Source organism: Pseudoalteromonas sp. SK18 (assembly GCF_001974855.1).
GTDB lineage: Bacteria > Pseudomonadota > Gammaproteobacteria > Enterobacterales > Alteromonadaceae > Pseudoalteromonas.
On record NZ_MTQB01000002.1, the window covers coordinates 222645 to 244815 of the forward strand.

The following is a 22171-nucleotide window of genomic DNA, read 5'->3' on the forward strand; positions in this document are numbered from 1 at the left end:
TTAATCCTTTTTCACTTCGCCAGTTTTCTTGTTTATTTTCAAATCGACGACGTGGCCGTCAGCTTTTAAGATTCGTACAGTAAAAAAAAGTGTTTCTTCAGAAATTTTTAACGTTGTACCGTCTGTAGTTTGTTTTGCAAGTATTACAGCTTTCTTTTTGCTTACCTCAACTTTATCGGCTTTGCTTTTGGTATTGTTTGCATGGGCAAAATTAGCCAAACACATTACCGCGATTAAGTTGAGTATTAATAATACACGCATTGCGAAACTCCTAGAACAGACCTGCTTAGCTTAGAAACTAAGCCACTAAAACTTAAATACCATGGCGTGTATTTAAGTTTTTATAAGGCAAAGTTTAATTAAAAATGAGTGAACAAACCCTGAATTACTGGTTGCAGTTAAACAGGGGTCACAGTTTAATTAAGCAGGGAACACTTTTTTAAATGGTTTAACGATAGAATTTTCATATACGCCACCGGCAACATAGGGATCATCTGCGGCCCATTCTCTGGCGTCTTCTAAAGAATTAAATTGAGCAATCACTAAAGAACCCGTAAAACCTGCGTCTTGCGGGTCTTCACTATCAATGGCCGGAAGAGGGCCTGCGGTTAATAGTCGGCCTTCGTCTTCTAGGATTTGTAAGCGCGCTAAATGAGCTGGGCGTGCCGCTTTACGGTGCTCTAAACTATTTTGGACGTCTGTTGAATAAATCATATACAACATAAAAATACTCTCAAAACTTGTTAAATTTAATTAACTGCATACTAGCATAGCGTTGATAAATGGTGAATTAAAAGTGTTTATGGTGATGTTTACAGCAAGAATGTTTTTTTACACGGTAATTGCTTGAAAAGCGTTGCGTAACACTGGTAGAGTCCCTTGGATAAGATAAATAATAACAAGGTTATTACATGAGTGAAAATAGAGAGCACTTTAGCTCCCGCTTAGGATTTATATTGGCAGCGGCAGGTTCTGCTGTGGGTATTGGTAACTTAGTAGGCTTTCCAGTTTCTGCGACTAAGAATGGCGGTGGTGCATTTTTGCTCGTCTATGCTTTGTTTGTCGCATTCATTTGTTTACCTGTAATGATGGCCGAAATGGCCATGGGTCGTCATGCACAAAAAGATCCGCTTGGTGCATACAAAGTATTAGCTAATAACGACAAAAAATGGAAGTTTGCTGGCTTTTTAGCAGTACTAACGCCATTTATGATTGCTGTTTTTTACATGGTGATCACGGTGTGGATTTTTGGTTACTTAAGCCAAACCGCACTGGGTAATTTAGATATGCTGGCAAACCCTGGGCATTTTGGTGAGTTTATAAATAGCTACACCGTGTTTGGTTATATGGCACTGGTTGTGGTTATTGTTAACCTTATTTTGGTCGGTGGTGTAAAAGACGGCATAGAAAAAGCGGCTAAATTTTTAATGCCTGCTTTGTTTGTCATGCTAATTATACTGGTGGGTTATGTACTTACCCTTGATAACGCAATGGCCGGTGTTAAATACTACATTATTCCTGATTTTAGTAAAATGAATGCCAGCGTGCTTAACGGTGCACTGAGCCAAGCGTTTTTCTCATTGTCGTTAGGAATGGGTATTTTAATTACCTATGCCTCTTATATTTCGAAAAAAGATGACATCGTAGGCAGTGCTAAAATGGTCGCTATTACCGACTCACTGGTTGCGTTTGTAGCAGGCTTAATGGTGTTACCTGCTATTTTTAGCTTTGACCCAAATACCGATCCGGCTAAGTTATCTGACTCGTCAGTTTCAATGATTTTTGTCTATCTTCCAAAAATCTTATTAGCGCTACAAAATGATATTGGTTACTTTGGCGCATCAGCCGTGGCATTTATTTTCTTCTTATTGGTATTTTTTGCTGCGATCACATCATTGGTATCTATTGTTGAAGTACCAACTGCAACACTAAGCGACCGTAAAGGCATTAGCCGTAAAAAAGCGTTGGGCATACTTACTTTATCAACTGGTATATTAACTATTTTGTGTATTATGTCGTTTGGTATGATTGACAGCCTAACTACTTTTACTAGCTACGGTAGTGGTAATAAGAGCTTTTTTGATGTTGTTTATGACGTATTCTACGACACAATATTGCCTTTAAATGGTTTAATGGTGTGTTTGTTTGTAATGTATAAATGGAAAAAAGTTCGCTTAAGTGAAGAGCTAAGACAGGGCTCTCCTAATTATGCTAATAGCTTTATGGAAAAGTACGTTAACTTTTCACTGCAAACCTTTATTCCAGCGATATTATTAATCATTTTTGTAAATACCGTTGCAACGAAGTTTTTTGATATCAGTATTTTTGGTTTTTAATTTAAACTAAATCTAAATAAGCCGCGCCTGTCGCGGCTTTTTTATTGCTGTTTGTTAACTCAGTGCACCAGAGTCTAAATAGTCACCCATCCCTAGGGTAAACATCCATATGCCCCATAAGCTGTGCTCAAGAACACAGGCAAAGGTTGAGCGGCTTTGTGCGTAGGTATATGCAAATAGTAATCCGCCTATAAACGCTAAACTTACTGCAACCCAATTAGCGTAAACAATATGTGCCAGTGCAAATACACTCGCACTGATAATAATGCGTAGCCATTTACTGGGCATAATGCGCTTGTAACGATGAAAAAAGTAGGTTCTAAATATTAATTCTTGCGGGATCACCGACAATAAAGGGTAGAGCAGTAATAGCATTAGCCAGTCGGTGAGATTTTCACGAGGTAAAGTAAACCAGTGTCCTTGGTAAAGTAAGTTGTAAAATACCCCCGAAAATAACGCGCCAATAAAGAAAAAGCTAAACATGCGGCGCTTCACAGCAGAAAACTGCCCCAAGCTAGTTAATCTAAAACGTTTAAAGTGAGTGTCGTTTAGTAGCAACATACAACACACACTCATGAGGATGATCAGTGCCGGAATAAGCCAGTTAGATAAATATTGGCGAATATTAAAGCCAATTAAAGGCAGAATAATAAAAATAAAGGCAAATTCAAACCAGCGATATTGATTAGCGTTCACGTTTGCTCACGGTGATTTTTATCTCACCCTAGCAAACGATTAAGTCATCTTTATGACCATAAAACAGCCAAGCTGATTATATTTAAACCCACTGACTCTTACTAAGGCTCTTAGCCCTCGGTTAAGGTTGACTTACCCCCTTGCAACCCTTAGCCTGCCTGCTTTTATTTTTACATCATTGTATTGCCACGCTAATGGGTTTAAGCCTAGGCGTGTATTTAGGAGCAAAAAATGAATAAAGCAGAACTGGTTGCAGCCATTGCGGATGCGAGTGAATTAACAAAAAAAGACGCACAAGCTGCGTTAACCAGCTTACAAAAAGTGATTACAAAGTCATTGTCTGAAGGCGATCAGGTACAAATATCAGGCTTTGGCACTTTTGCACTAAGCTATTACCCAGCGCGTACTGGTCGTAATCCACAAACTGGTGAAGCGATTGAAATACAAGGGGCTAATAAAGCCGTATTTAAACCAGCAAAAGCGTTAAAAGAGCGCCTTTAATTTAAAACTTTAGTGCCTGTAAGTTCGCATCTTCCCCAAAAGCCAACATTTAGCTTACAGGCTCTTTGCTTTATTACCTTTGCCTGTAGTATCTGCAATCAGTGTAAATAATTTACATTGCTGGCTTATTCATATTTATAAAATCTTATTATATTCAGCGTGTTATATTTGGTATGTGATATGCAAATACAGTTATGTATTGAATGAAATAAGGAGTATTTAATGAGTAACTTACATAACAGTAATCGTTTACAAGGTAAAAAAATTGCCATATTAGCCACCGATGGATTTGAGCAAAGCGAGTTACTCTCGCCACAGGCTGCTTTACTTGAAGCGGGCGCCGATATTGAAGTTGTTTCTATTAAAGAAGGGCAGATCACCGCATGGAATGAAGACAATTGGGGTGAAAAAGTAACCGTTGATAAATTAGCTGCCAATGCAAATGCCGCTGATTACGATGCGCTTTTACTGCCAGGTGGTTTGTTTAACCCCGATAGCTTACGCCAAGACTCGGACGCTAAGGCATTTGTAGACGGCTTTTTTGGGGCAAAGAAAAACAAACCTGTTGCGGCTATATGTCATGCGCCGTGGTTACTCGCTGAAATTAATAAGCTCAGAGACAAAAAGGTTACTTCGTATCCTAGTATTAAAAGCGATTTAATTAATGCGGGTGCTAACTGGGTTGACCAAGAGGTTTGTGTTGATCAAGGCTTAGTGACTAGCCGCAGCCCTGCAGATTTAGACGCGTTTAATGCTAAATTTATTGAAGAGATCCTTGAGGGTAAGCATCAAGCGCATTAAGTTAGCATTTCAAAACAAAAAAGGGCATATTAAATGCCCTTTTTTAGTGGTTAAAAAATCGTTGATTAAAGCGCTGTTGCGGCTTTCATCTCGCTTACAAATGTTTTTAGCTGTGATGTCATCGCGTCTAAATCATTTAAGTTTGCTTCAATGATTTTTACGACTGCAGAGCCTGAAATAGCCCCCGCAGCACCGGCTTTAAGTGCAGCTTTTACATCATCAGGTGTTGAAATACCAAAACCTAACAACGCAGGCGCGCTGTGGTATTCTTGCAGGCGTGTAACCACATGGGTTGCAGGCATTTGTGCTTTAGTATCGGTACCTGTTACCCCTGCACGAGAAAGCAAGTAGGTATAGCCGCGACCGTACGATGCACACTCACGTAGCGTATCGTCACTGGCGTTCGGCGTGGCGATAAAAATTGGGTCGATACCATTGGCCATGGCGGCTTTTCTAAACATTTTCGACTCGTGTAACGGCACATCAGCCACTAAAATAGAGTCAACGCCTACTGCTTTTGCATCAGTGTAAAATTTTTCTAAGCCACGTTTAAATATTAAGTTTGAATACAACAATAAGCCAATTGGAATATCGGCATTGTACTGGCGTATTTCTTTAATAATATCAAAACAATCTTGTGTATTAATGTGTACATCTAAAGCACGAATATTGGCCTTTTGAATAACAGGGCCGTCGGCAATCGGATCTGAAAACGGAATACCCAATTCCAGTCCGTCAGCGCCGCCATCGATTAAGCTTTTAATAATTTCGATGCTTTGCGCTTTACCCGGATCGCCAATGGTCACAAACGGTACAAACGCACCTTGGTTTTGCTCTTTTAGTGCGGCAAACATTTGTCCGTAACGGTCAGTTTTTATTTGGCTCATAGTTGACCTTCCTCTGATAATACCTTGTGTACGTGGGCTAAATCTTTATCGCCACGACCACTTAAATTAATAACAATAATACTGTCCTGCGTTTGCTCTTCTGCATATTCGAGGGCGTAGGCTAGCGCATGACTTGATTCAAGCGCAGGAATAATCCCTTCGTGTTTAGCCAATGCTTGAAAGGCATCAAGTGCTTTGGTGTCGGTAATACCTACATATTGAGCACGGCCCGTTTCGTGTAAAAAGGCATGCTGTGGCCCTACAGCAGGGTAATCTAGTCCCGCAGATACAGAGTAAGACTCTTCAATTTGACCATCTGTATTTTGCATAATATAAGTGTAAGTACCGTGCAAAATACCTTTAGTGCCTTTACAGATGGTTGCGCCATGCTCGTGCGTGTCTAACCCTTTACCCGCAGGTTCAACGCCAATAAGCTTAACGCTTGGCTCATCAATAAAATCGGTAAACATACCAATGGCGTTTGACCCACCGCCTACACACGCAATAACCGCATCAGGCAAACGGCCTTCGGCTTTAAGTACTTGTTGTTTTGCTTCTTCACCAATTATTTTTTGATATTCACGTACAATAGTCGGGAATGGGTGAGGACCCGCGGCTGTACCTAAAAGGTAATGAGCGTCTTGATAATTTGCTGACCAGTCACGTAATGCTTCATTAACCGCATCTTTTAATGTGCCCGAGCCTGCCGTTACTGGAATAACTTCAGCGCCCATGAGTTTCATTCTAAATACGTTTGGCTGCTGGCGTTCAACATCTTTTGCACCCATGTAAATACGGCATTTTAAGCCAAGCAATGCACAGGCAAGTGCAGTGGCTACACCATGTTGGCCGGCGCCGGTTTCTGCTATGACTTCTTTTTTACCCATGCGTTTGGTAAGCAGTGCTTGGCCTAATACTTGGTTTGTTTTGTGCGCACCACCGTGTAGTAAATCTTCACGCTTTAAGTACAGTTTTACTTTTGGGTTTTTAACTAAGTTACGCGTTAACGTAAGCGGCGTAGGGCGACCCGCATACTCGTTAAGTAATTTACTTAGCTCTGCCTGAAACTCAGGATCTTTTTGTGCTTTATTAAATTCGTTTTCTAACTGCTTAAGCGCAGGGACAAGCAGTTCCGGTACAAACATACCGCCAAACTCGCCAAAATAAGCTGGATTTTGCATTTTAACCTCAATAATTTCTGATACTTGTAAAAGCATGATGTAGTTTGTTTGCACACTTTTTCCCTGGAGACTCTTCAACACCTGAATTTAAATCAAGTCCAAGAGCACCTTGAAAAAGTGCATCGCTAATATTGTCTGGGTTTAAGCCGCCAGCAAGCATAAATGGGGTCGTTGCATCGCGAAGCACCGACCAATCGAATGTTTTGCCTGTGCCGCCAGCCTGTGAATCACTGTGGGTGTCGTATAAATGGCGATCTGCGCCTGCAACAGGTTGTGGTAAAACATCTTTTATCGCCTGTGCTTTCCAAATTTCACAATTACGTGGTAATTCATTACGTAACGACGCAATGTATTGTTCATCTTCTTGACCATGTAATTGAACGGCTGATAATTTAAGTTGTTTAACGTGTTCAGCCACGTCAGATATAGCGGCATTAACAAATACACCGACAAATTTTAAAGGCGCACTTTGGCTGATTTCTTTGGCGCAATCCAAATCGACAAAGCGGGGGGATTTAGGGTAAAAAATCAGCCCGCCATACACAGCGCCATTGTTATAGGCTGCCATAGCGTCTTGATTACGGGTTAAACCGCACACTTTGTTCTCGCCTAATATTACGCGGCGGCATGCTTGTAATAAATCAGCTTCAGCCATTAATGAGCTGCCAATTAAAAAGCCATTGCATAAAGGGGCTAAGCGTTTTACATCTTGATGGGTGTAAATACCTGACTCAGAAATAACCACTTTATTACTAGGAATAAGCTTACGTAGTCGTTCTGTAGTGGCTAAGTCGGTGCTTAAGTCGCGCAAATCGCGATTATTGATGCCAATTATTTGCGCATCAAGTGCCAGTGCACGGTGCACTTCTGCTTCGTTACTTACTTCAGTTAGCACCGACATATTTAACGAGTCGGCCACGGCATGCAGTGCTTTGTATTGCTGATCGTCAAGCACTGATAGCATCAGTAAAATAGCGTCGCCGCCATATATACGTGCCATATAAACTTGGTACTCATCAATAAAAAAGTCTTTACAAATAAGCGGCTGTTCTACTTGGCTGCGCACAAATTCAAGGTAATCAAAACTGCCTTGAAAGTACTTTTCGTCAGTTAGTACACTCATACAAGTGGCATATTGCTTATACGCTTGGGTGATTTCTGTTAAATCAAATGGCTGACGAATCAACCCCTTAGAGGGCGATGCTTTTTTGCATTCTAAAATAAACTGTGTGCCTGGCGCTGCCAGAGCTTTGTAAAAACTACGCTCTGTTGGTTTGGCTTGATGTTTAAAGCTCTCCAGCGGGCGCGCCGCCTTACGCTCAATGAGTTCTATTTTTTTATCAGCAATAATTTTATCTAATACATTAGCCATGACTTACCTCAATAATTGCATTTAGTGTGTCCATGGCCTTGCCTGAACGTAATAAAGAGTGTGTGATTTGCGCACCTTGTTTTAACGATTGTGCTTGGCCGGTTAAGTACAGCAATGCGGCTACATTAACAACAATAGCAGCATTGTGTGCCTCAGTGCCTTTACCTTGTAAAATAGCAAGGCTGGCGTTTGCGTTGTATTGTGGGCCTTCACCGGCTAATTGTTCAAGTGAATAGTTTGCAAGGTCAAAATCACTTGGGTTGAGTGTGTACTGGGTGATTTTGCCATTATTAAGCTCTACAACCTGTGTTGAGCCATGTAAGGCGATTTCGTCAGTACCGGAGCCGTGTACTATCATAGCGCGTTTAGTGCCTAGAGTATTAAGCGTTTGTGCCATAGGCATGCATAAAGACTCATCGTACACGCCCAGTAATTGCACCTCAGGAGCGGCTGGATTAGCCAGTGGCCCAAGAATATTAAAAATAGTTCGGGTTTTTAAACTGGTACGCACGTTCATCGCATGACGCACACCACTGTGGTAGTGCGGTGCAAATAAAAAGGTAAAATTTGTGCTCTCTAAACAACGGGCAGCCACCTCTGGAGTCATATCGATATTGATCCCCAGTGCTTTGAGTAAATCAGCAGACCCTGAATTACTCGACACGCTGCGATTGCCATGTTTTACCATATTAATACCAGCTGCTGCCGCTACAATCGCAGCGGTGGTACTAATATTTATAGTGTTTGAACCATCGCCACCGGTACCGCAACTATCAGCAAGTTGCGTTTTATTAGTGATAAAGGGAACGGCATTTTCACGCATTGAAGCGGCTGCACCGGCAATCTCATCGCTTACTTCACCTTTCATTTTAAGGCCAATTAGTAACGCAGAGAGTACAATATCGCTCATATTGCCTTGCATAATCTGGTCAAATAGCGCTTTTGCTTGTGCGTAACTAAGTGACTGCTTTGCAATAATATGCTCAATAGCGTGTTGAACATTAAGCGGGCTGTGTAATTGATTAGTCATAATGTTCCTTTAATTTCGCACGTGTTAAATAAGCAACGCTTTGTTGCAGTAGCATTGCGCCATTGGGCGTTAAAATTGACTCTGGGTGGAATTGATAGCCCAGTGCATTGTCTTGATGATGATAAATAGCCATTGGTATATCTTGATACTTGGCAATAACAGCTAAGTTATCAGGTACTTTTGTTGCCATTAATGAGTGATAACGTGCCACCGGTATAGTGCTACCCATGCCGTAAAATACAGGGTGATCATTTAATTCTATGATTGATGACTTACCATGTACGGTTTCACCAGCATGACCGATTACTCCGCCATAACTTTGTGTTAGCGCTTGTTGACCTAAACAAATACCAAGCATTGGAAATTGACCCTTACACAGGTTAATTAATTCCATAAGGCAGCCTGCATCGCTTGGTGCACCAGGGCCTGGTGATAATACTAGTAGTACTTGGCCGAGCTCTGCCTGCATTTTTTCGAATATGACCTCTGCGCTAATGTTGTTTCGGTAAACCACTAGCTCAGCCCCAAGCATTGTTAGCTCATCGACTAGGTTGTAGCTAAATGAGTCAAAGTTATCTAAAAAGTAAATTTTAATAGGGTGTGCTTCACTCATTTTATACTGCCTTATACGTCGATTTAATTGCGGTGATCACCGCTTGGGCTTTAGCGCGCGTTTCGTTTGCCTCTGACATTGGGTCTGAATCAAATACAACCCCAGCACCGGCCTGCACATAAGCAATATTATTTTTAACAAAGGCGGCACGAATAACAATACAGCTGTCCATGGCACCGTCACCAGTTAAATAACCAACCGCGCCACCATAGCTACCGCGACGTTTGCCTTCTGTTTTACGCACTAATTCTGCCGCACGTACTTTGGGTGCACCCACTAAGGTACCCATGTTCATACAGGCTTGATAAGCATGCAGGGCATCTAGTTCTGGTTTTAATGTTCCAACTACGCGTGATACTAAATGCATTACTTGTGAATAACGGTCTACTTTTAATAGCTCTTTTGCATGGCGAGTACCAGGCACGCTAATACGAGCCACGTCGTTACGCGCTAAATCAACCAGCATTAAATGCTCAGCTCGTTCTTTTTGATCGTTTCTGAGTTCAAGTTCAATACGGCTATCTAAATCAGGATTAATTTGCCCATTTGCAAACTTGCCCCGTGGACGAGTACCTGCAATCGGATAAACCTCAACTTGTTGAGACTTAACCTCATATTTAAGCGCAGACTCTGGGGATGCGCCAAATAATGAGAACTCTTCATCACGCATGTAAAACATGTAGGGGCTTGGGTTTTGCTTTTTAAGCTGGCTATAAGCATGTAATGAGTCAGGGCACGGCAATGAGAAAGTGCGAGAGGGCACCACTTGAAAGATATCGCCATCAACTATGTGTTTTTTAAGCTTAATCACTTGCTGGCAGTATTGCTCATCACTAATATCAACATTTACAGGGCAATCACCCGTTTGACTTGGGGCACTAAAGTCTGCGGCGTGGTCACACAATGTATTTAGGCGTTCTAATTGTTTGCCCACTTCAAAACAGTTTGCGTGAACATCTGGGCCATTAAACACATTGCCAATTAACTCGGTTGTTTGTTTTTGATGATCAATAACAACCAGTGTTTCTGCTAAATAAAATACGTAGTCTGGACAGGTGTTTTCACCGTCGGGTACATCGGTTAGTTGTTCAAAGTTAGCCACCATGTCGTAGGCAAATACGCCGCCTAAAAACACTGAGAACGGATTGTCAGTGGTGCTTTTAATACTATTTAAACAAGTGCGTAGTGCACTAAAAGCGTTATATGCAATCAGTTTGCTAGCTTGGTCAATGGTGTCATCGGCTGGGTGATACTCAAGTGTGAGTGTGGTATCGGTTAACTGTGAAGCGCAGTTTTGTACATTAGCTTGCAAATAGTTAAGTAGTTGTTGGCCGTTGTTTGATTGTGCACTGATGCTCACTTGGTTGCCTTGGCAAACAATACGTAATGCACAATCAACCAGTATTAAGCTTTTTACGCTATCTTTTGAATCTATCTCTGCAGACTCAAGTAATAGTGAGTTAGGTTTATCAAGTGCCGCATACAAGGCAAGTGGGCTACTTATGTAGTCTCTTACTTGCGTTATGCTGGTCACTTCACCTGGTGTTGTTGTTATATGACTAAAAATCAAACCTCATCCCCTAAAAAAATAAAACCCCGCAATGCTAAGCAGTGCGGGGTTTGAATAACGATGTCTAAATTATAGATAGACCATTACCGTCCCGCTATGCCAGGCGCCACCACCAATGATGTGTAAGAGTGTTTACGTTATTCATGTTTTTAATTCCTGTTAATCTTGTATTGCAAAATTTAGTGATAAAAAAACCCGCATGGTAGCGGGTTAGAATTTTTTGTTTAGACACGACAATTCATCACCCTTTGTTTTAAGAGTGCCACCACCAAATGATGTTTTGAATTGCATTTTTCATTGTTATTTATTCTTTAATGTCTAAAAGTGGCTACAGTAAAACGTATCAACTGCTTTTGTGTCAAGTGTTTATTTAAAACAATTTCGTTAAAAAACTTGTTATACTGTGTAAAACACCCTTAAACCATTAATTAAAGTAGTTTTCATTTGATAAAATACGACTTACATAGCCATACAACGCACTCAGACGGACACTTAACGGTTGAGGAATTATTAGCGCGAGCAGTCGATAAAAAAATTGATGTATTTGCCATTACCGACCACGACACTGTGGCGGCAATTGAGCCTGCGCAGGCTTTTATCAAACGCGAAAACTTGCCGCTTAAATTGATTAATGGGGTTGAAATATCAACTAAATGGGAGAGTTTTGAAATTCATATTGTTGGGCTAAATATTGATACCAATGATAGCACTTTGCATACATTACTCACCGAGCAACAGCAAAAGCGCGAAACCCGTGCAATTGAAATAGGCCACCGATTAACTAAAAATGGCTTTGAAGGTATTTATCAACAAGCCCGCGAGCTGGCTGAAAATGCGCAAATTACTCGCGCTCACTTTGCCCGAGCCTTAATTGAGCGAGGTGTGGCTAAAAACTTTCCTGGGGTATTTAAAAAGTATCTAGGACGAGGAAAAACCGGTTACGTACCGAGTAACTGGTGTGATATGCAAACAGCAATTAAAGCGATTCATGCCGCCGGTGGAGTGGCTGTTTTAGCGCACCCAAGTAGCTATAAAATGTCGAATAAATGGTTGCGTAAACTACTCGTGGAATTTAAATCAGTGGGCGGTGACGCAATGGAAGTTGCCCAACCGCAACAGGCCCCGAGTGAGCGTCAGTTTTTAGGCTTATTGAGTCAAGAATACGATTTGCTTTGCTCTCAAGGCTCTGATTTTCATTTTCCGACTAGTTATTTAGAACTTGGAAAAAATTTATACTTACCTAAAGATTGCCAAGGGGTTTGGCAAACATGGGAAAAGCACGAAGGAGTTGCATTATGAGTCAATTATTTCATATACATCCGGATAACCCACAGCCTAGACTAATCTCTCAAGCTGTTGATATTATTAAGCAAGGCGGCGTAGTTGTGTACCCAACAGATTCGGGATATGCGATTGGCTGTAATTTAGGTAACAAACAAGCTAAAGAACGCATAGAGCGTATTCGCGGCATTGAAAAACACCATAATTTTACTTTAGTATGCCGCGATTTGTCTGAGCTTTCTACTTATGCTCGGGTAGATAACCAAATGTTTAGGCTGATCAAAAATAATACCCCGGGGCCTTATACGTTTATTTTTAAAGGCACAAAAGAAGTACCTAAACGCTTATTAAACGATAAGAAAAAAACCATAGGTATTCGTGTTATTGAACACCCAATTGCCTGTGCGTTGCTTGCTGAATTAGGTGAACCATTAATGTCATGCTCACTTATTTTGCCGGGTGATGAATACACGCAAGCGGATCCAGATGACATTTTGGAGCGCCTAGATAAGCATGTCGATTTAATTATTCACGGCGGATACCTCACAGAGCAAGCAACCACGGTAATTGATTTATCAGAAGACGATATTCAAATTTTACGTGTCGGCTGCGGTGATACGGCTCCATTTGAATAACAATGAAACAGCCTGAGACGGTTTCGTTAATACCTACAGATAGGCCAGTGCAGCAAAAGCTGCCACTGGCATTTTTGCATGGTAAAGCCGTTGTTGATAAGCCTGAAGATTTATATATTCCCCCTGATGCGCTTGAAGTTATTTTAGAAACTTTTGAAGGCCCGTTAGATCTGTTGCTTTATTTAATTAAAAAGCACAAGTTAGATGTTCTCGAATTATCTATATTTAGCATTACTGAGCAGTATGTAAAATATGTAGAAATGATGAGTGAGTTTCAGTTAGAACTTGCTGGCGAATATCTTGTAATGGCAGCATTGCTGGCGCAGATTAAGTCGCGGCTGTTACTGCCAGTGCATGAAGAATTAGAAGAAGAGGAAGATCCCCGCGCCGAACTTATAAAACGTCTACAAGAGTATGAACAATTTAAAAAAGCGGCCGAAAATATAGATACTTTACCCCGCGTTGGTCGCGATATATTTATCGCCAATGCAACTTTCCCAGAGTTAGAAGAAAAAAAAGATCCCTTACCTGAACTGGCAATCAAAGATCTATTGTTAGCGCTAAGCGACGTAATGGCACGTGCTAAAACATTTGAGCATCATTTAATTAGCGCAGAAACCCTATCAACTCGTGAACGTATGAGTTTAATTTTACACACTTTATCCCAAGCAAAAGCGCCCGTTGCGTTTACTCAATTGTTTACCTTTGAAGAGGGGCGTAGTGGGGTTGTTGTTAGTTTTATCGCCATGTTAGAACTAATCAAAGAGGGCTTAATTGCGTGCTTGCAAGTTGAGTCTGATAGCCAAATATATGTGTCTCTTAACGAGTCAGCAGAAAGTTAACCTTCCTTAGATTTATTGCAATTATACTAAATTTACTGCCTTTTCTGTGCGTATACGCACGGTGAGTGTTTGCATATGCTATTTTAATCGCCAGTTATCCATTATATCGTAATGCTATTACTAGATTAGGGATTGGCAATAGGCAATGTTTAAAAACTCAAAAACCGGTTATGGCTTAGTGGCTATACTTTTACACTGGCTAATGGCGCTGACCATCTTTGGTTTGTTTGGTTTAGGTTTATATATGGTTGAGCTAACTTACTACGATAGCTGGTACAAAGGCTCATTAGATTTACATAAAAGCATAGGGCTAAGTTTAGCCGCTGTATTTGTTTTTAGACTGTTATGGCGTCGATTTAATGTAAAACCTAGCCCTATTGGTACCAACACACAATTAAACCAGCTCGCGCAAACGGCACATATTTTAATGTATTTGTTTTTAGTGATCATTATGGTGTCTGGATACTTAATTTCTACTGCTGATGGACGACCAATCGAAGTGTTTGGCTTGTTTTATGTGAAAGCCATCGACTTTACCTTTGATTCCCAGGCGGATATAGCAGGGCAGATTCATTATTACAGCGCATGCTTACTGATAGGGTTTGTGGTGCTGCATATTTTGGGTGCGTTAAAACACCACTTTATTGATAAAGATAAAACATTAATCAGAATGATCAAATTACAAAAGGAAGCTTAAAATGAAAAAGTTATTATTAACTTCAGCGTTATCAGCAGCGATGTTTATGACGGCTACCCATGCCAATGCTGCAGATTATGTTATTGATACCAAAGGAGCACATGCCTTTGTTAATTTTAAAATTAAACATTTAGGTTACAGTTGGTTGCATGGGCGCTTTAACACCTTTGATGGACAGTTTAACTACGACGCTAAGAACCCAAACGCATCTCAAATCAGTGTAAATATTGATACGGCGAGCCTGGATTCAAACCACGCTGAACGAGATAAACATTTGCGCGGTGGTGATTTTTTAAACGTAAGTAAATACCCGCAGGCGAGCTTTAAAAGCACTACAATTAAGTTTGATCAAGACGGTGAAGAAGCAACAGTAACCGGTGAGTTTACCCTTCATGGTGTTACAAAGACAATTAGCTTTGAAATAGATAAAATTGGTGAAGGTCAAGATCCATGGGGTGGTTACCGTGTTGGTTTTGAAGGTGAAACAAGCTTAAAGTTGGCCGACTATGGTATTGATTACGACTTAGGCCCTGCGTCAACGCATGTTGATATTGGGTTATTTATTGAAGGTATTCGTCAATAATACCGTTTTATAGTTAAAGCTAAGCGCGATCGCGCTTAGCTTTTTACTGTAAATGTAGAGTCAGTTTTGGCTTTAAATCATTCGGCAGCCACCGAGTTAATACCTGCTTATATTCTTTAGTTTGTTTAAGCATTTTTAGTTGCTGATTGAGTGTGGCAATATCTTCTGCGCCTTGCTCGTTTTTAGTGCAGCCAATATAACCGTAACTAATTTTTGGTGCTTCTGTTAGCATACGCTGCGTTAAATTATCACTAAACCCCATCGTTTTTGCTAAGTAATAATGCTCACTGGGATAACCTAGCAAAATATCAATTCGCTCTAAATTAAGCATATAAGTTAATGTACTCAGGGTATCGCGAGTGGGTCTAATAACGATGTTTGTATTAGGTGTGGTATTAATTATTTTATCAATCTCGCTGCCGTATGAGCGATTCATCGATACACCTAAGGTGAGTTGTTTTTTCACTAATAAATGAGTTAATGACACCGACTCACTGCTTTCGATATCTAGCGCAGCACTCAGCTTTTGATGCATGGCAATAGAGGGAGAAAGACCTGCTGTAGAGCTTTGATGCGTGAAATAAACACGCTCTTCTCGGTATTTGTTTTTATAAAGTGATAATGCACAAGCATTAGATTGCTGGTTTGCAAGTTCCTGAATGACTTTACCAGAGGGGATAATGACTCGTTCAAAGTTAATATGCGGGAGTTGTTGCTCTAACAGCGAAATAATACTTTCATCACGTCCCTGAGATTTATCCGGACCGCTTAAAATGTAATAGGGCGCAAAGTCATGCGTTAACCATTTTATTGTTCTGGCATCACACGTTGTGCTCAAAAATACACAGACGAATAGTATTAACCACGAAAACTGCATTTACACTACAACGAATAATTAAACATGAATTTAAGTGTAGTCAATAATATCCCAAAAAGTAAAATGCCAGCTTTATGCTGGCATTTTAAATTTATTTATAAGTGTTTAACTTATGAATAACTAGCTGGCTTTCAGCCATTTTACAAATTGACGTGCATCGCTTGCTTTTTGAAACAACGCATTTTTCAAACCCTGTGTATCACTAAAGATTACACGATGTTTGTTAACCGAAATTGATTGCACTGGATGTGCTATTTGGATCATAGATCCGTTATATTTGTATGACATAATAAAACTCACTTTATTTTTGTTATTTATTCTGGGCTTTTTCTTAAAGCACATTACAGATGATAAATAATCACATTGTGTTTAGCTTCATTACAGTGTTGACGATCTTTATGACACTTTTACGATGATATTAAAATAAATCATCAAGGTATTAATAGGGGTTCTCGCCGTACAATAACTTAGCTTTTGAATATACGTTTTGCGGGGCTTACTGGATCAGGGTAAAGAGGTTAACCGCTAGGGCTTTTTATAGCCGAGCAGACATATTACGCCACAATATTTTTCTTTGCAAGCAATTTATTAAAATACTTTGAATCAAGAGAAATTCACGTATAGCCATAAATATCAATTCGTAAAGATCAACAGACCCAAATATATCTGACTATACTCAGTTTTTAACTGAGGGGGTCAAATGAGCTCACTATCTGCGCCATATCAACATTTTTTATCTAATCCAATAGCAAAGCCGCCTTGTCGTATGCACAATGCAAATATGTATGGTTTTTTTGCTGAAATAGAATCTAAGAAAGCACAAAAGTATATTGATTCAACGTTAAACATAGGGGGCGAGGGTAATATTTATTTTAAAGTACTTGGCGAGTTTGCACTTATTACATTTACAGATATTGAAAAAATAGCCTCAATGTCCCCGCCATTCGATCAGCATGGTTGGATGCAAGAAACAGATATAATCATTTGGTTGCCTGTCGCTAAGGTTGAAGATGAAGATATAACCTACTTATATTGGTATCCAGCGTTTATCTGCGTTAACAACATTTATGCACTTATTAATGGTCGCGAAACATGGGGCTATAATAAGTATTTATGTGAGTACACCATGCCCAGCTGTGTATCTGAGCTATCGAATTTTTCAATATCTTTAGAATGCTTCGAACATTTCTCTCCTGAATCAAAGCTACAAATGCATGAGCTATTTTCAATTACAATAAATTCTAAACACCAAGATACCGATTTTTTCTCTATTATTGATGACTTTGGTGAGCAAGTAGCAAGTTTGTTTTCTCGCAAACATTTAGATATTGATTTTTCATTATTAAAGCAGTTTTTGAGTGGCTTTGTTAATCCACAGATGGATCAAATTTTGTTAAAACAATTTCCTGATGGCAGTGGCGATTCAGCGGTATACCAAAGCGTAATGCACTCACCCTCTGAGATTAAAAAAATACACCATTTTAAATTTTTAAAGCCAGAGTTTACTTTACACCTCAATAAATTAGACAGTTTCCCACTTGCCGACATGTTTGGTCTAAAGTTGGGTAGTCAAGCGCTGCATTTACCTTTTTATGTGCAAATGGACTTTGACCAGTTAGCCGCAACTAAAATTTAAATTGCTTAGAAGGATTTACCATGAACCAAGAAAAAATTGTGATAATTGGTGGCGGTGTATCAGCAATGACTGCTGCATTGTATTTGACTGAGCAAAGTGACTGGCAACAGCATCGAGCTATCACTGTATACCAACAAGGTTGGCGCTTAGGTGGTAAAGGAGCTAGTGGTCGAAATGCGGCCAGCGGGCAGCGTATTGAAGAGCATGGCTTACATGTATGGTTTGGTGCTTATGTGAATAGCTTTAAAACTATAGAAACGGTTTACACTAAGTTAGAACGGCCAGCCGATTCACCTTTATCTACATGGCAGCAAGCATTAAAACCGCATAGCTTTATAGCCTTAGAAGAATATATTGATGACCAATGGCAAACATGGCCAATTGATTTCCCATTACTTCCTGGAAACCCTGCTGATGGAAGTTTAGATATAACGCCATGGGATTTTATTAAAATGACCCTAGCTTGGCTAAAAAAATGGATATTTGATTTACAGTCAGCAGCAAAAAAAGCCAACAAAAATATACAACTAAGTACAAAAAAATCACGAGATCAATCTTTATTACGGCATTTGCACCAACAAATAACAGAATTGGTTGATGATACAGAAGATGCTTGGCAACAATTTGCTGATGATATAAAACAATATTCGAGTGAGGTTGCTTCTACTCCAAGCTTACTAATTAATACGTTAAATCAGTTTGCACACGCAGACAATACATTAAACCCCCAAGCACATGAGAAAAAAGATGGCCTTGTTATTTGGTATATAGTTAGAAAACTAAAGCGCTGGCTTAATAGCGAAATGATTGAGTTGTTAGAAAATAATGTGCAGCTTAGACGATTATATATTTGCGCAGACCTTGCTATCGCAATGCTAGTTGGTTTGGTAAAAGACAAAGTATATCGAGATGGGTTTGAGGTTATAAATAAATTTGATTTTAGGCAATGGCTTATAAGAAATGGGGCAAATAAGAAATACAGTGCTAATTCGGCGCCTATACGAGGGTTTTATGATTTGGTGTTTGCGTACCCTGCGGGTGACTTAAGTAAGCCCAATGTTGAGGCTGGTGTCGCATCACTGGCTATGTTACGTATCGCGCTGTGTTACCGCGAAGGGGTGATGTGGAAAATGCAAGCGGGGATGGGCGATGTCATCTTTGCTCCCTTATACGAACTACTAAAAAAAAGAGGGGTTAAGTTTGAGTATTTTCATCAATTGCAAAACCTGACTCCCAGCCTAAGTGAGCAAGGAGAGAGTATTGTCCAGACCGTTGAGCTTCAGCAACAAGTTACTTTGCTCTCAGACGCAGAGTATCAACCACTGGTTAATGTTAAAAAACTACCTTGTTGGCCAAGTGAACCACTTTATGCGCAAATTAATTGTGAACAAGCCGCACTATTAAAGCAGCATGATATTAATTTAGAATCTTTTTGGTCAGACTGGCCGTCTCAATACGAAAACCATTTTGGGCAGCCACTGCCAATAAAAAAATTAAACTACAAAGAAGATTTTGACAGAATTGTGCTGGGTGTATCTGTGGCGTCACTTGAGCATGTATGCCCTTCATTATTAGCGTGGGATACTAAATTTGCAGCACAAGCAAAGCAAGTCAAAACGGTGGCAACCCAAGCTGCCCAACTATGGCTTAATAAAACAGACGAGCAATTAGGCTGGCAATATATTCCAAAGAGTAAAGAAGGCCCAATTCTAAGTGGCTTTAGCGAACCATTTGATACGTGGGCGGCAATGATGAATTTAGTCGACAAAGAGCAGTGGCCTACTGATTGCCCTCCTAAAAACATTGCTTATTTTTGCAGTGTTTTTCCTTGTGAGTACTATCCACCAAAAAGTGAATATCAATTTCCTCTACAGGCTAAATCGCAAGTAAAGGTAAATCTAGAAGCAATACTAGAAAAAAACATGCAGTCCTTATGGCCGCTTGCATATCAAAATAATGAGTTCGACTGGTCTGTATTATATGAAATATCGTCATCAGGGGATGAACGATTAAATGCTCAATACTGGCGAGTAAACGTTGACCCAAGTGAGCGTTATGTTTTGTCAGTTGCTGGTTCAAGTAAGTATCGACTGGCGACAGATGAAACTAAATTTACAAACCTTTTTATTACCGGTGACTGGATTAAAACGGGTGTTAATGCCGGTTGTGTTGAAGCGGCTGTTATGGCAGGTATGCAAACAGCCAGAGCAATGGTGGGTTACCCACAACACATTAGTGGCGAAAATGCATTTGCAGTTATCAAAAATTAAAATACTGTTTCAGCACAGCTTTAATCGGTTGATTAGTATATAGTTAAACATGTTGTTTACATTTATTTAGCGCAAAGGTCACGTGAAATGAAAAATAAAGGCAAGCTTCTCAATAAAAATATATGGTTGGTATGCTTACCAGGCTTTTTACTGCCACTGCAGGCGAAAGTAGTGGTAGAGGGTGCAAATGATGACCAACCGAACATGGAAATTATCGAGGTTTATGCGCAAAAAAGAGCGCAAAAAATTGAAGAAGTCGGCATTTCTGTAAGCACAATAAAAGGGGATGATCTCAAAGCGCAACACGTTAAAGACTCAACAGAGTTATCTGTATTTGCCCCAAATTTAAAAATTAGTCAAAACGCAGCGGAAGGCACACCACCAGCGGTTAATATTCGTGGCGTAGGGCTAGTTGATTATAACACCGCTAATACATCGCCGGTAGCGATTTATGTGGATGATATAGCTGTGGGCTCTGCCAGTAACCAAATTGTAAACTTATTTGATATCGAGCAAATTGATATTTTGCGCGGCCCTCAAGGAACTTTATTTGGTCGTAACTCTACTGGCGGGGCTATTTTAATCCGCTCTAAACGCCCTGAGTTTGAACAAAGTGGTTATTTAAGTGCTGGTATTGCTAATAACAACGCGACCAGTGTAGATGCTATGTTTAATTCAGCTATTGGAGACAACACAGCCGTTCGTGTTGCGCTAAACCATCAAAATTATGATTATTCTACAAACAATATTTTCGCTGATTCACCAACAGCGGGCATGCGGCAAACAAATGGCCGAGTGTCCTTTTTAGCTGACTTTGACACTGTGCAGTTGTTGATAAAAGGGCATATTTCTGATTGGGATGGCATAGTTCAGCCTGTTGGCAGTATTGGGGTTATTGCAAACCCATTAACAGGAGAGCGATGCTCGCCAGCACAAGCAGGTTCAACCACCTGTTTTGATAACTTTGGATTTAATGATGGCAGTGATGATTTTTATACTGTAAGCGTTAATAATAATTCGCCACATAAAACCGATGGTAAGGGGATTAGTGCCCATGTAAATTGGCAGTTGGACTCACACAATGAGCTTATTTCACTAACTAGCTATAATAAGTTAAAGCGTGATCATGCCTTTAACTGTGATGGCTCTCCAGCACGGTTATGTGAAGGCAATTTAGGTTTAAATACTGATTTAGTAACGCAGGAATTTCGGTTGCAATCTCAGCTCGCAGAGCATTTTCTTACAACGGGAATTTACTATGCTGATGAGTCTATTATTCAAGATAATGTGAATGATATTTTAAGGGACTATCGGGGCATTTTGCCGACAAATTTAACGACTACTTTTTTCTATGATAATAGGATAAAAACAAAGAGCATTGCAGCGTTTACCCAACTTGACTATCAAGTAAACCAAGATTGGCTAATTACCGCTGGGCTTCGTTATTCTTATGAGTCTTTAGATTACGACTCAACATCCAAGCTTAATATTATTTTAGACCTTAACGATTTAACCGGAGTTAAGGTGCCATTTTATCGTGTTCAGGGAGAGCAATCAGATAATGGCATTTCTGGTCAGTTGGCTGTGAACGTTAAGCTGGATGATACGACCTATGCCTATTATCGATTTGCTAATGGCGCAAAAAGCGGAGGCTATAACGGTGGGTTTTTATCATCGGTTGAACAAGCACAGCTTGCTGATTATCAAAAAGAACGATTGAACTCACATGAAATTGGCTCAAAGTCTTGGTGGCCACAGTTGGGCATGCGATTTAATTGGGCTGCATTTTATTATGATTATAATGACCAACAGGTGTTTATGAATCAGCCTTCAGTATCTGATCAGAGCCCGCCTATTCAATTATTAGAAAATGTGGCAGATTCGACTATATATGGCCTAGAGGCTGATTTTGAGTATTGGCTGACCGGTGATTTGAATGTTAAGTTTGCTATGGGTTATATACCCCATGCAGAGTTTGAAGAATATGTTGATCCTTTAGGTAACGCATTATCAGATAATCGCTTGCCGTTTACCTCAAAATGGAACCTCAGTGCAGGCATTGAATACACGCACGTGCTGGCTAATCACCCACTAACAACGCAATTATTAGTTGATTATCAATCCGACTACTATTTTGATCAGAATCAAAACCCTTATGCGATGCAAGATGGCTATAGTATTTTTAATGCAAACATACATTATCAACATGATAACTGGGCGATTGCTATTTGGGGGAAAAACCTTTTTGGTACGCAATATAGTCACTTAAAATTTGATTTAAGCTCTTTCCTCGGCATGCTTGAAGACTTTAAAGGTGAAGGCAGGCGTTTTGGTTTGGATGTTAGTTATCAGTTTTAATTTCA

General features: G+C 40.0%; 21 protein-coding genes. 11 read left to right on the plus strand and 10 right to left on the minus strand.

The features are described from left to right. On the minus strand, positions 1 to 261 hold the full coding sequence (locus BW139_RS02835) for a PepSY domain-containing protein (protein ID WP_008109182.1): 261 nt from the start codon (positions 259 to 261) through the stop codon (positions 1 to 3). 159 nt (positions 262 to 420) lie between these two features. Beyond that, on the minus strand, positions 421 to 723 hold the full coding sequence (locus BW139_RS02840) for a YciI family protein (protein WP_076918598.1): 303 nt from the start codon (positions 721 to 723) through the stop codon (positions 421 to 423). 188 nt (positions 724 to 911) lie between these two features. Here BW139_RS02840 and BW139_RS02845 point away from each other — a divergent pair, with 188 nt between their 5' ends. Next, positions 912 to 2336, plus strand: coding sequence for a sodium-dependent transporter (locus BW139_RS02845; protein ID WP_008109178.1), 1425 nt, complete (start codon positions 912 to 914; stop codon positions 2334 to 2336). Positions 2337 to 2390: 54 nt separating this feature from the next. Here BW139_RS02845 and BW139_RS02850 read toward each other — a convergent pair whose 3' ends face one another. Beyond that, positions 2391 to 3032 carry a CPBP family intramembrane glutamic endopeptidase gene (locus BW139_RS02850; RefSeq protein WP_076918599.1) on the minus strand — a complete coding sequence of 214 codons (642 nt, stop codon included), beginning with the start codon at positions 3030 to 3032 and terminating at the stop codon, positions 2391 to 2393. Positions 3033 to 3263: 231 nt separating this feature from the next. On the opposite strand from BW139_RS02850, the gene BW139_RS02855 reads away from it, so the two are divergent. Both BW139_RS02855 and BW139_RS02860 read left to right on the plus strand, forming a co-directional pair. Then, a complete protein-coding gene (locus BW139_RS02855) occupies positions 3264 to 3533 on the plus strand; it encodes an HU family DNA-binding protein (protein WP_008113664.1) in 270 nt (89 codons plus the stop codon). A 222-nt stretch (positions 3534 to 3755) separates the two neighbouring features. Next, on the plus strand, positions 3756 to 4334 hold the full coding sequence (locus BW139_RS02860) for a type 1 glutamine amidotransferase domain-containing protein (protein ID WP_076918600.1): 579 nt from the start codon (positions 3756 to 3758) through the stop codon (positions 4332 to 4334). Between the two features lie 65 nt (positions 4335 to 4399). Here the strand turns inward: BW139_RS02860 and trpA are convergent, their stop codons facing one another. From trpA to BW139_RS02890, 6 genes are read right to left on the minus strand one after another with little or no spacing between them, the layout of a single operon-like run. Next, on the minus strand, positions 4400 to 5221 hold the full coding sequence (gene trpA, locus BW139_RS02865) for a tryptophan synthase subunit alpha (protein WP_076918601.1): 822 nt from the start codon (positions 5219 to 5221) through the stop codon (positions 4400 to 4402). Further along, the gene (gene trpB / locus BW139_RS02870) at positions 5218 to 6402 is read right to left on the minus strand and encodes a tryptophan synthase subunit beta (RefSeq protein ID WP_076918693.1); all 1185 of its coding nucleotides are present in this window, start codon (positions 6400 to 6402) and stop codon (positions 5218 to 5220) included. Before trpB ends, trpA begins: the two co-directional genes overlap by 4 nt. Before the next feature lie 7 nt (positions 6403 to 6409). Next, complete coding sequence (gene trpCF / locus BW139_RS02875; protein WP_076918602.1) at positions 6410 to 7774, minus strand: bifunctional indole-3-glycerol-phosphate synthase TrpC/phosphoribosylanthranilate isomerase TrpF; 1365 nt, start codon at positions 7772 to 7774, stop codon at positions 6410 to 6412. Then, positions 7767 to 8804, minus strand: coding sequence for an anthranilate phosphoribosyltransferase (gene trpD / locus BW139_RS02880; protein WP_076918603.1), 1038 nt, complete (start codon positions 8802 to 8804; stop codon positions 7767 to 7769). The genes trpCF and trpD overlap by 8 nt, the downstream gene beginning before the upstream one ends. Then, the gene (locus BW139_RS02885) at positions 8797 to 9417 is read right to left on the minus strand and encodes an aminodeoxychorismate/anthranilate synthase component II (RefSeq protein WP_076918604.1); all 621 of its coding nucleotides are present in this window, start codon (positions 9415 to 9417) and stop codon (positions 8797 to 8799) included. Before BW139_RS02885 ends, trpD begins: the two co-directional genes overlap by 8 nt. A gap of 1 nt (position 9418) precedes the next feature. Then, positions 9419 to 10987 (minus strand): anthranilate synthase component 1, encoded by a 1569-nt coding sequence (locus BW139_RS02890; protein WP_076918605.1) that lies wholly within the window; start codon positions 10985 to 10987, stop codon positions 9419 to 9421. 444 nt (positions 10988 to 11431) lie between these two features. Between BW139_RS02890 and rnm the strand changes: the two genes are divergently transcribed. The 5 genes from rnm to BW139_RS02915 all read left to right on the plus strand — a co-directional run bounded on the left by rnm (position 11432) and on the right by BW139_RS02915 (position 15025). Then, positions 11432 to 12286 (plus strand): RNase RNM, encoded by an 855-nt coding sequence (gene rnm, locus BW139_RS02895; RefSeq protein WP_076918606.1) that lies wholly within the window; start codon positions 11432 to 11434, stop codon positions 12284 to 12286. Next, on the plus strand, positions 12283 to 12903 hold the full coding sequence (locus BW139_RS02900) for an L-threonylcarbamoyladenylate synthase (protein ID WP_008113642.1): 621 nt from the start codon (positions 12283 to 12285) through the stop codon (positions 12901 to 12903). The genes rnm and BW139_RS02900 overlap by 4 nt, the downstream gene beginning before the upstream one ends. 2 nt (positions 12904 to 12905) lie before the next feature. After that, positions 12906 to 13745, plus strand: a complete 840-nt coding sequence (locus tag BW139_RS02905) for a ScpA family protein (protein WP_076918607.1) — start codon at positions 12906 to 12908, stop codon at positions 13743 to 13745. Between the two features lie 145 nt (positions 13746 to 13890). After that, entirely contained in the window at positions 13891 to 14442 is a 552-nt protein-coding gene (locus BW139_RS02910) for a cytochrome b (protein ID WP_008113638.1), read from the plus strand. Between the two features lies 1 nt (position 14443). Beyond that, positions 14444 to 15025, plus strand: coding sequence for a YceI family protein (locus tag BW139_RS02915; protein ID WP_076918608.1), 582 nt, complete (start codon positions 14444 to 14446; stop codon positions 15023 to 15025). A gap of 43 nt (positions 15026 to 15068) precedes the next feature. On the opposite strand, the gene BW139_RS02920 is transcribed toward BW139_RS02915, so the two are convergent. Then, a complete protein-coding gene (locus BW139_RS02920; RefSeq protein ID WP_076918609.1) occupies positions 15069 to 15902 on the minus strand; it encodes a TIGR02285 family protein in 834 nt (277 codons plus the stop codon). 700 nt (positions 15903 to 16602) lie between these two features. Between BW139_RS02920 and BW139_RS02930 the strand changes: the two genes are divergently transcribed. The 3 genes from BW139_RS02930 to BW139_RS02940 all read left to right on the plus strand — a co-directional run bounded on the left by BW139_RS02930 (position 16603) and on the right by BW139_RS02940 (position 22166). Then, positions 16603 to 17538: an acetoacetate decarboxylase family protein gene (locus tag BW139_RS02930; RefSeq protein WP_076918610.1), complete on the plus strand. Its 936-nt coding sequence runs from the start codon at positions 16603 to 16605 to the stop codon at positions 17536 to 17538. Positions 17539 to 17558: 20 nt separating this feature from the next. Next, complete coding sequence (locus BW139_RS02935; protein WP_076918611.1) at positions 17559 to 19808, plus strand: NAD(P)-binding protein; 2250 nt, start codon at positions 17559 to 17561, stop codon at positions 19806 to 19808. An 87-nt stretch (positions 19809 to 19895) separates the two neighbouring features. After that, the gene (locus tag BW139_RS02940) at positions 19896 to 22166 is read left to right on the plus strand and encodes a TonB-dependent receptor (RefSeq protein WP_076918612.1); all 2271 of its coding nucleotides are present in this window, start codon (positions 19896 to 19898) and stop codon (positions 22164 to 22166) included. Positions 22167 to 22171: the final 5 nt, after the last annotated feature.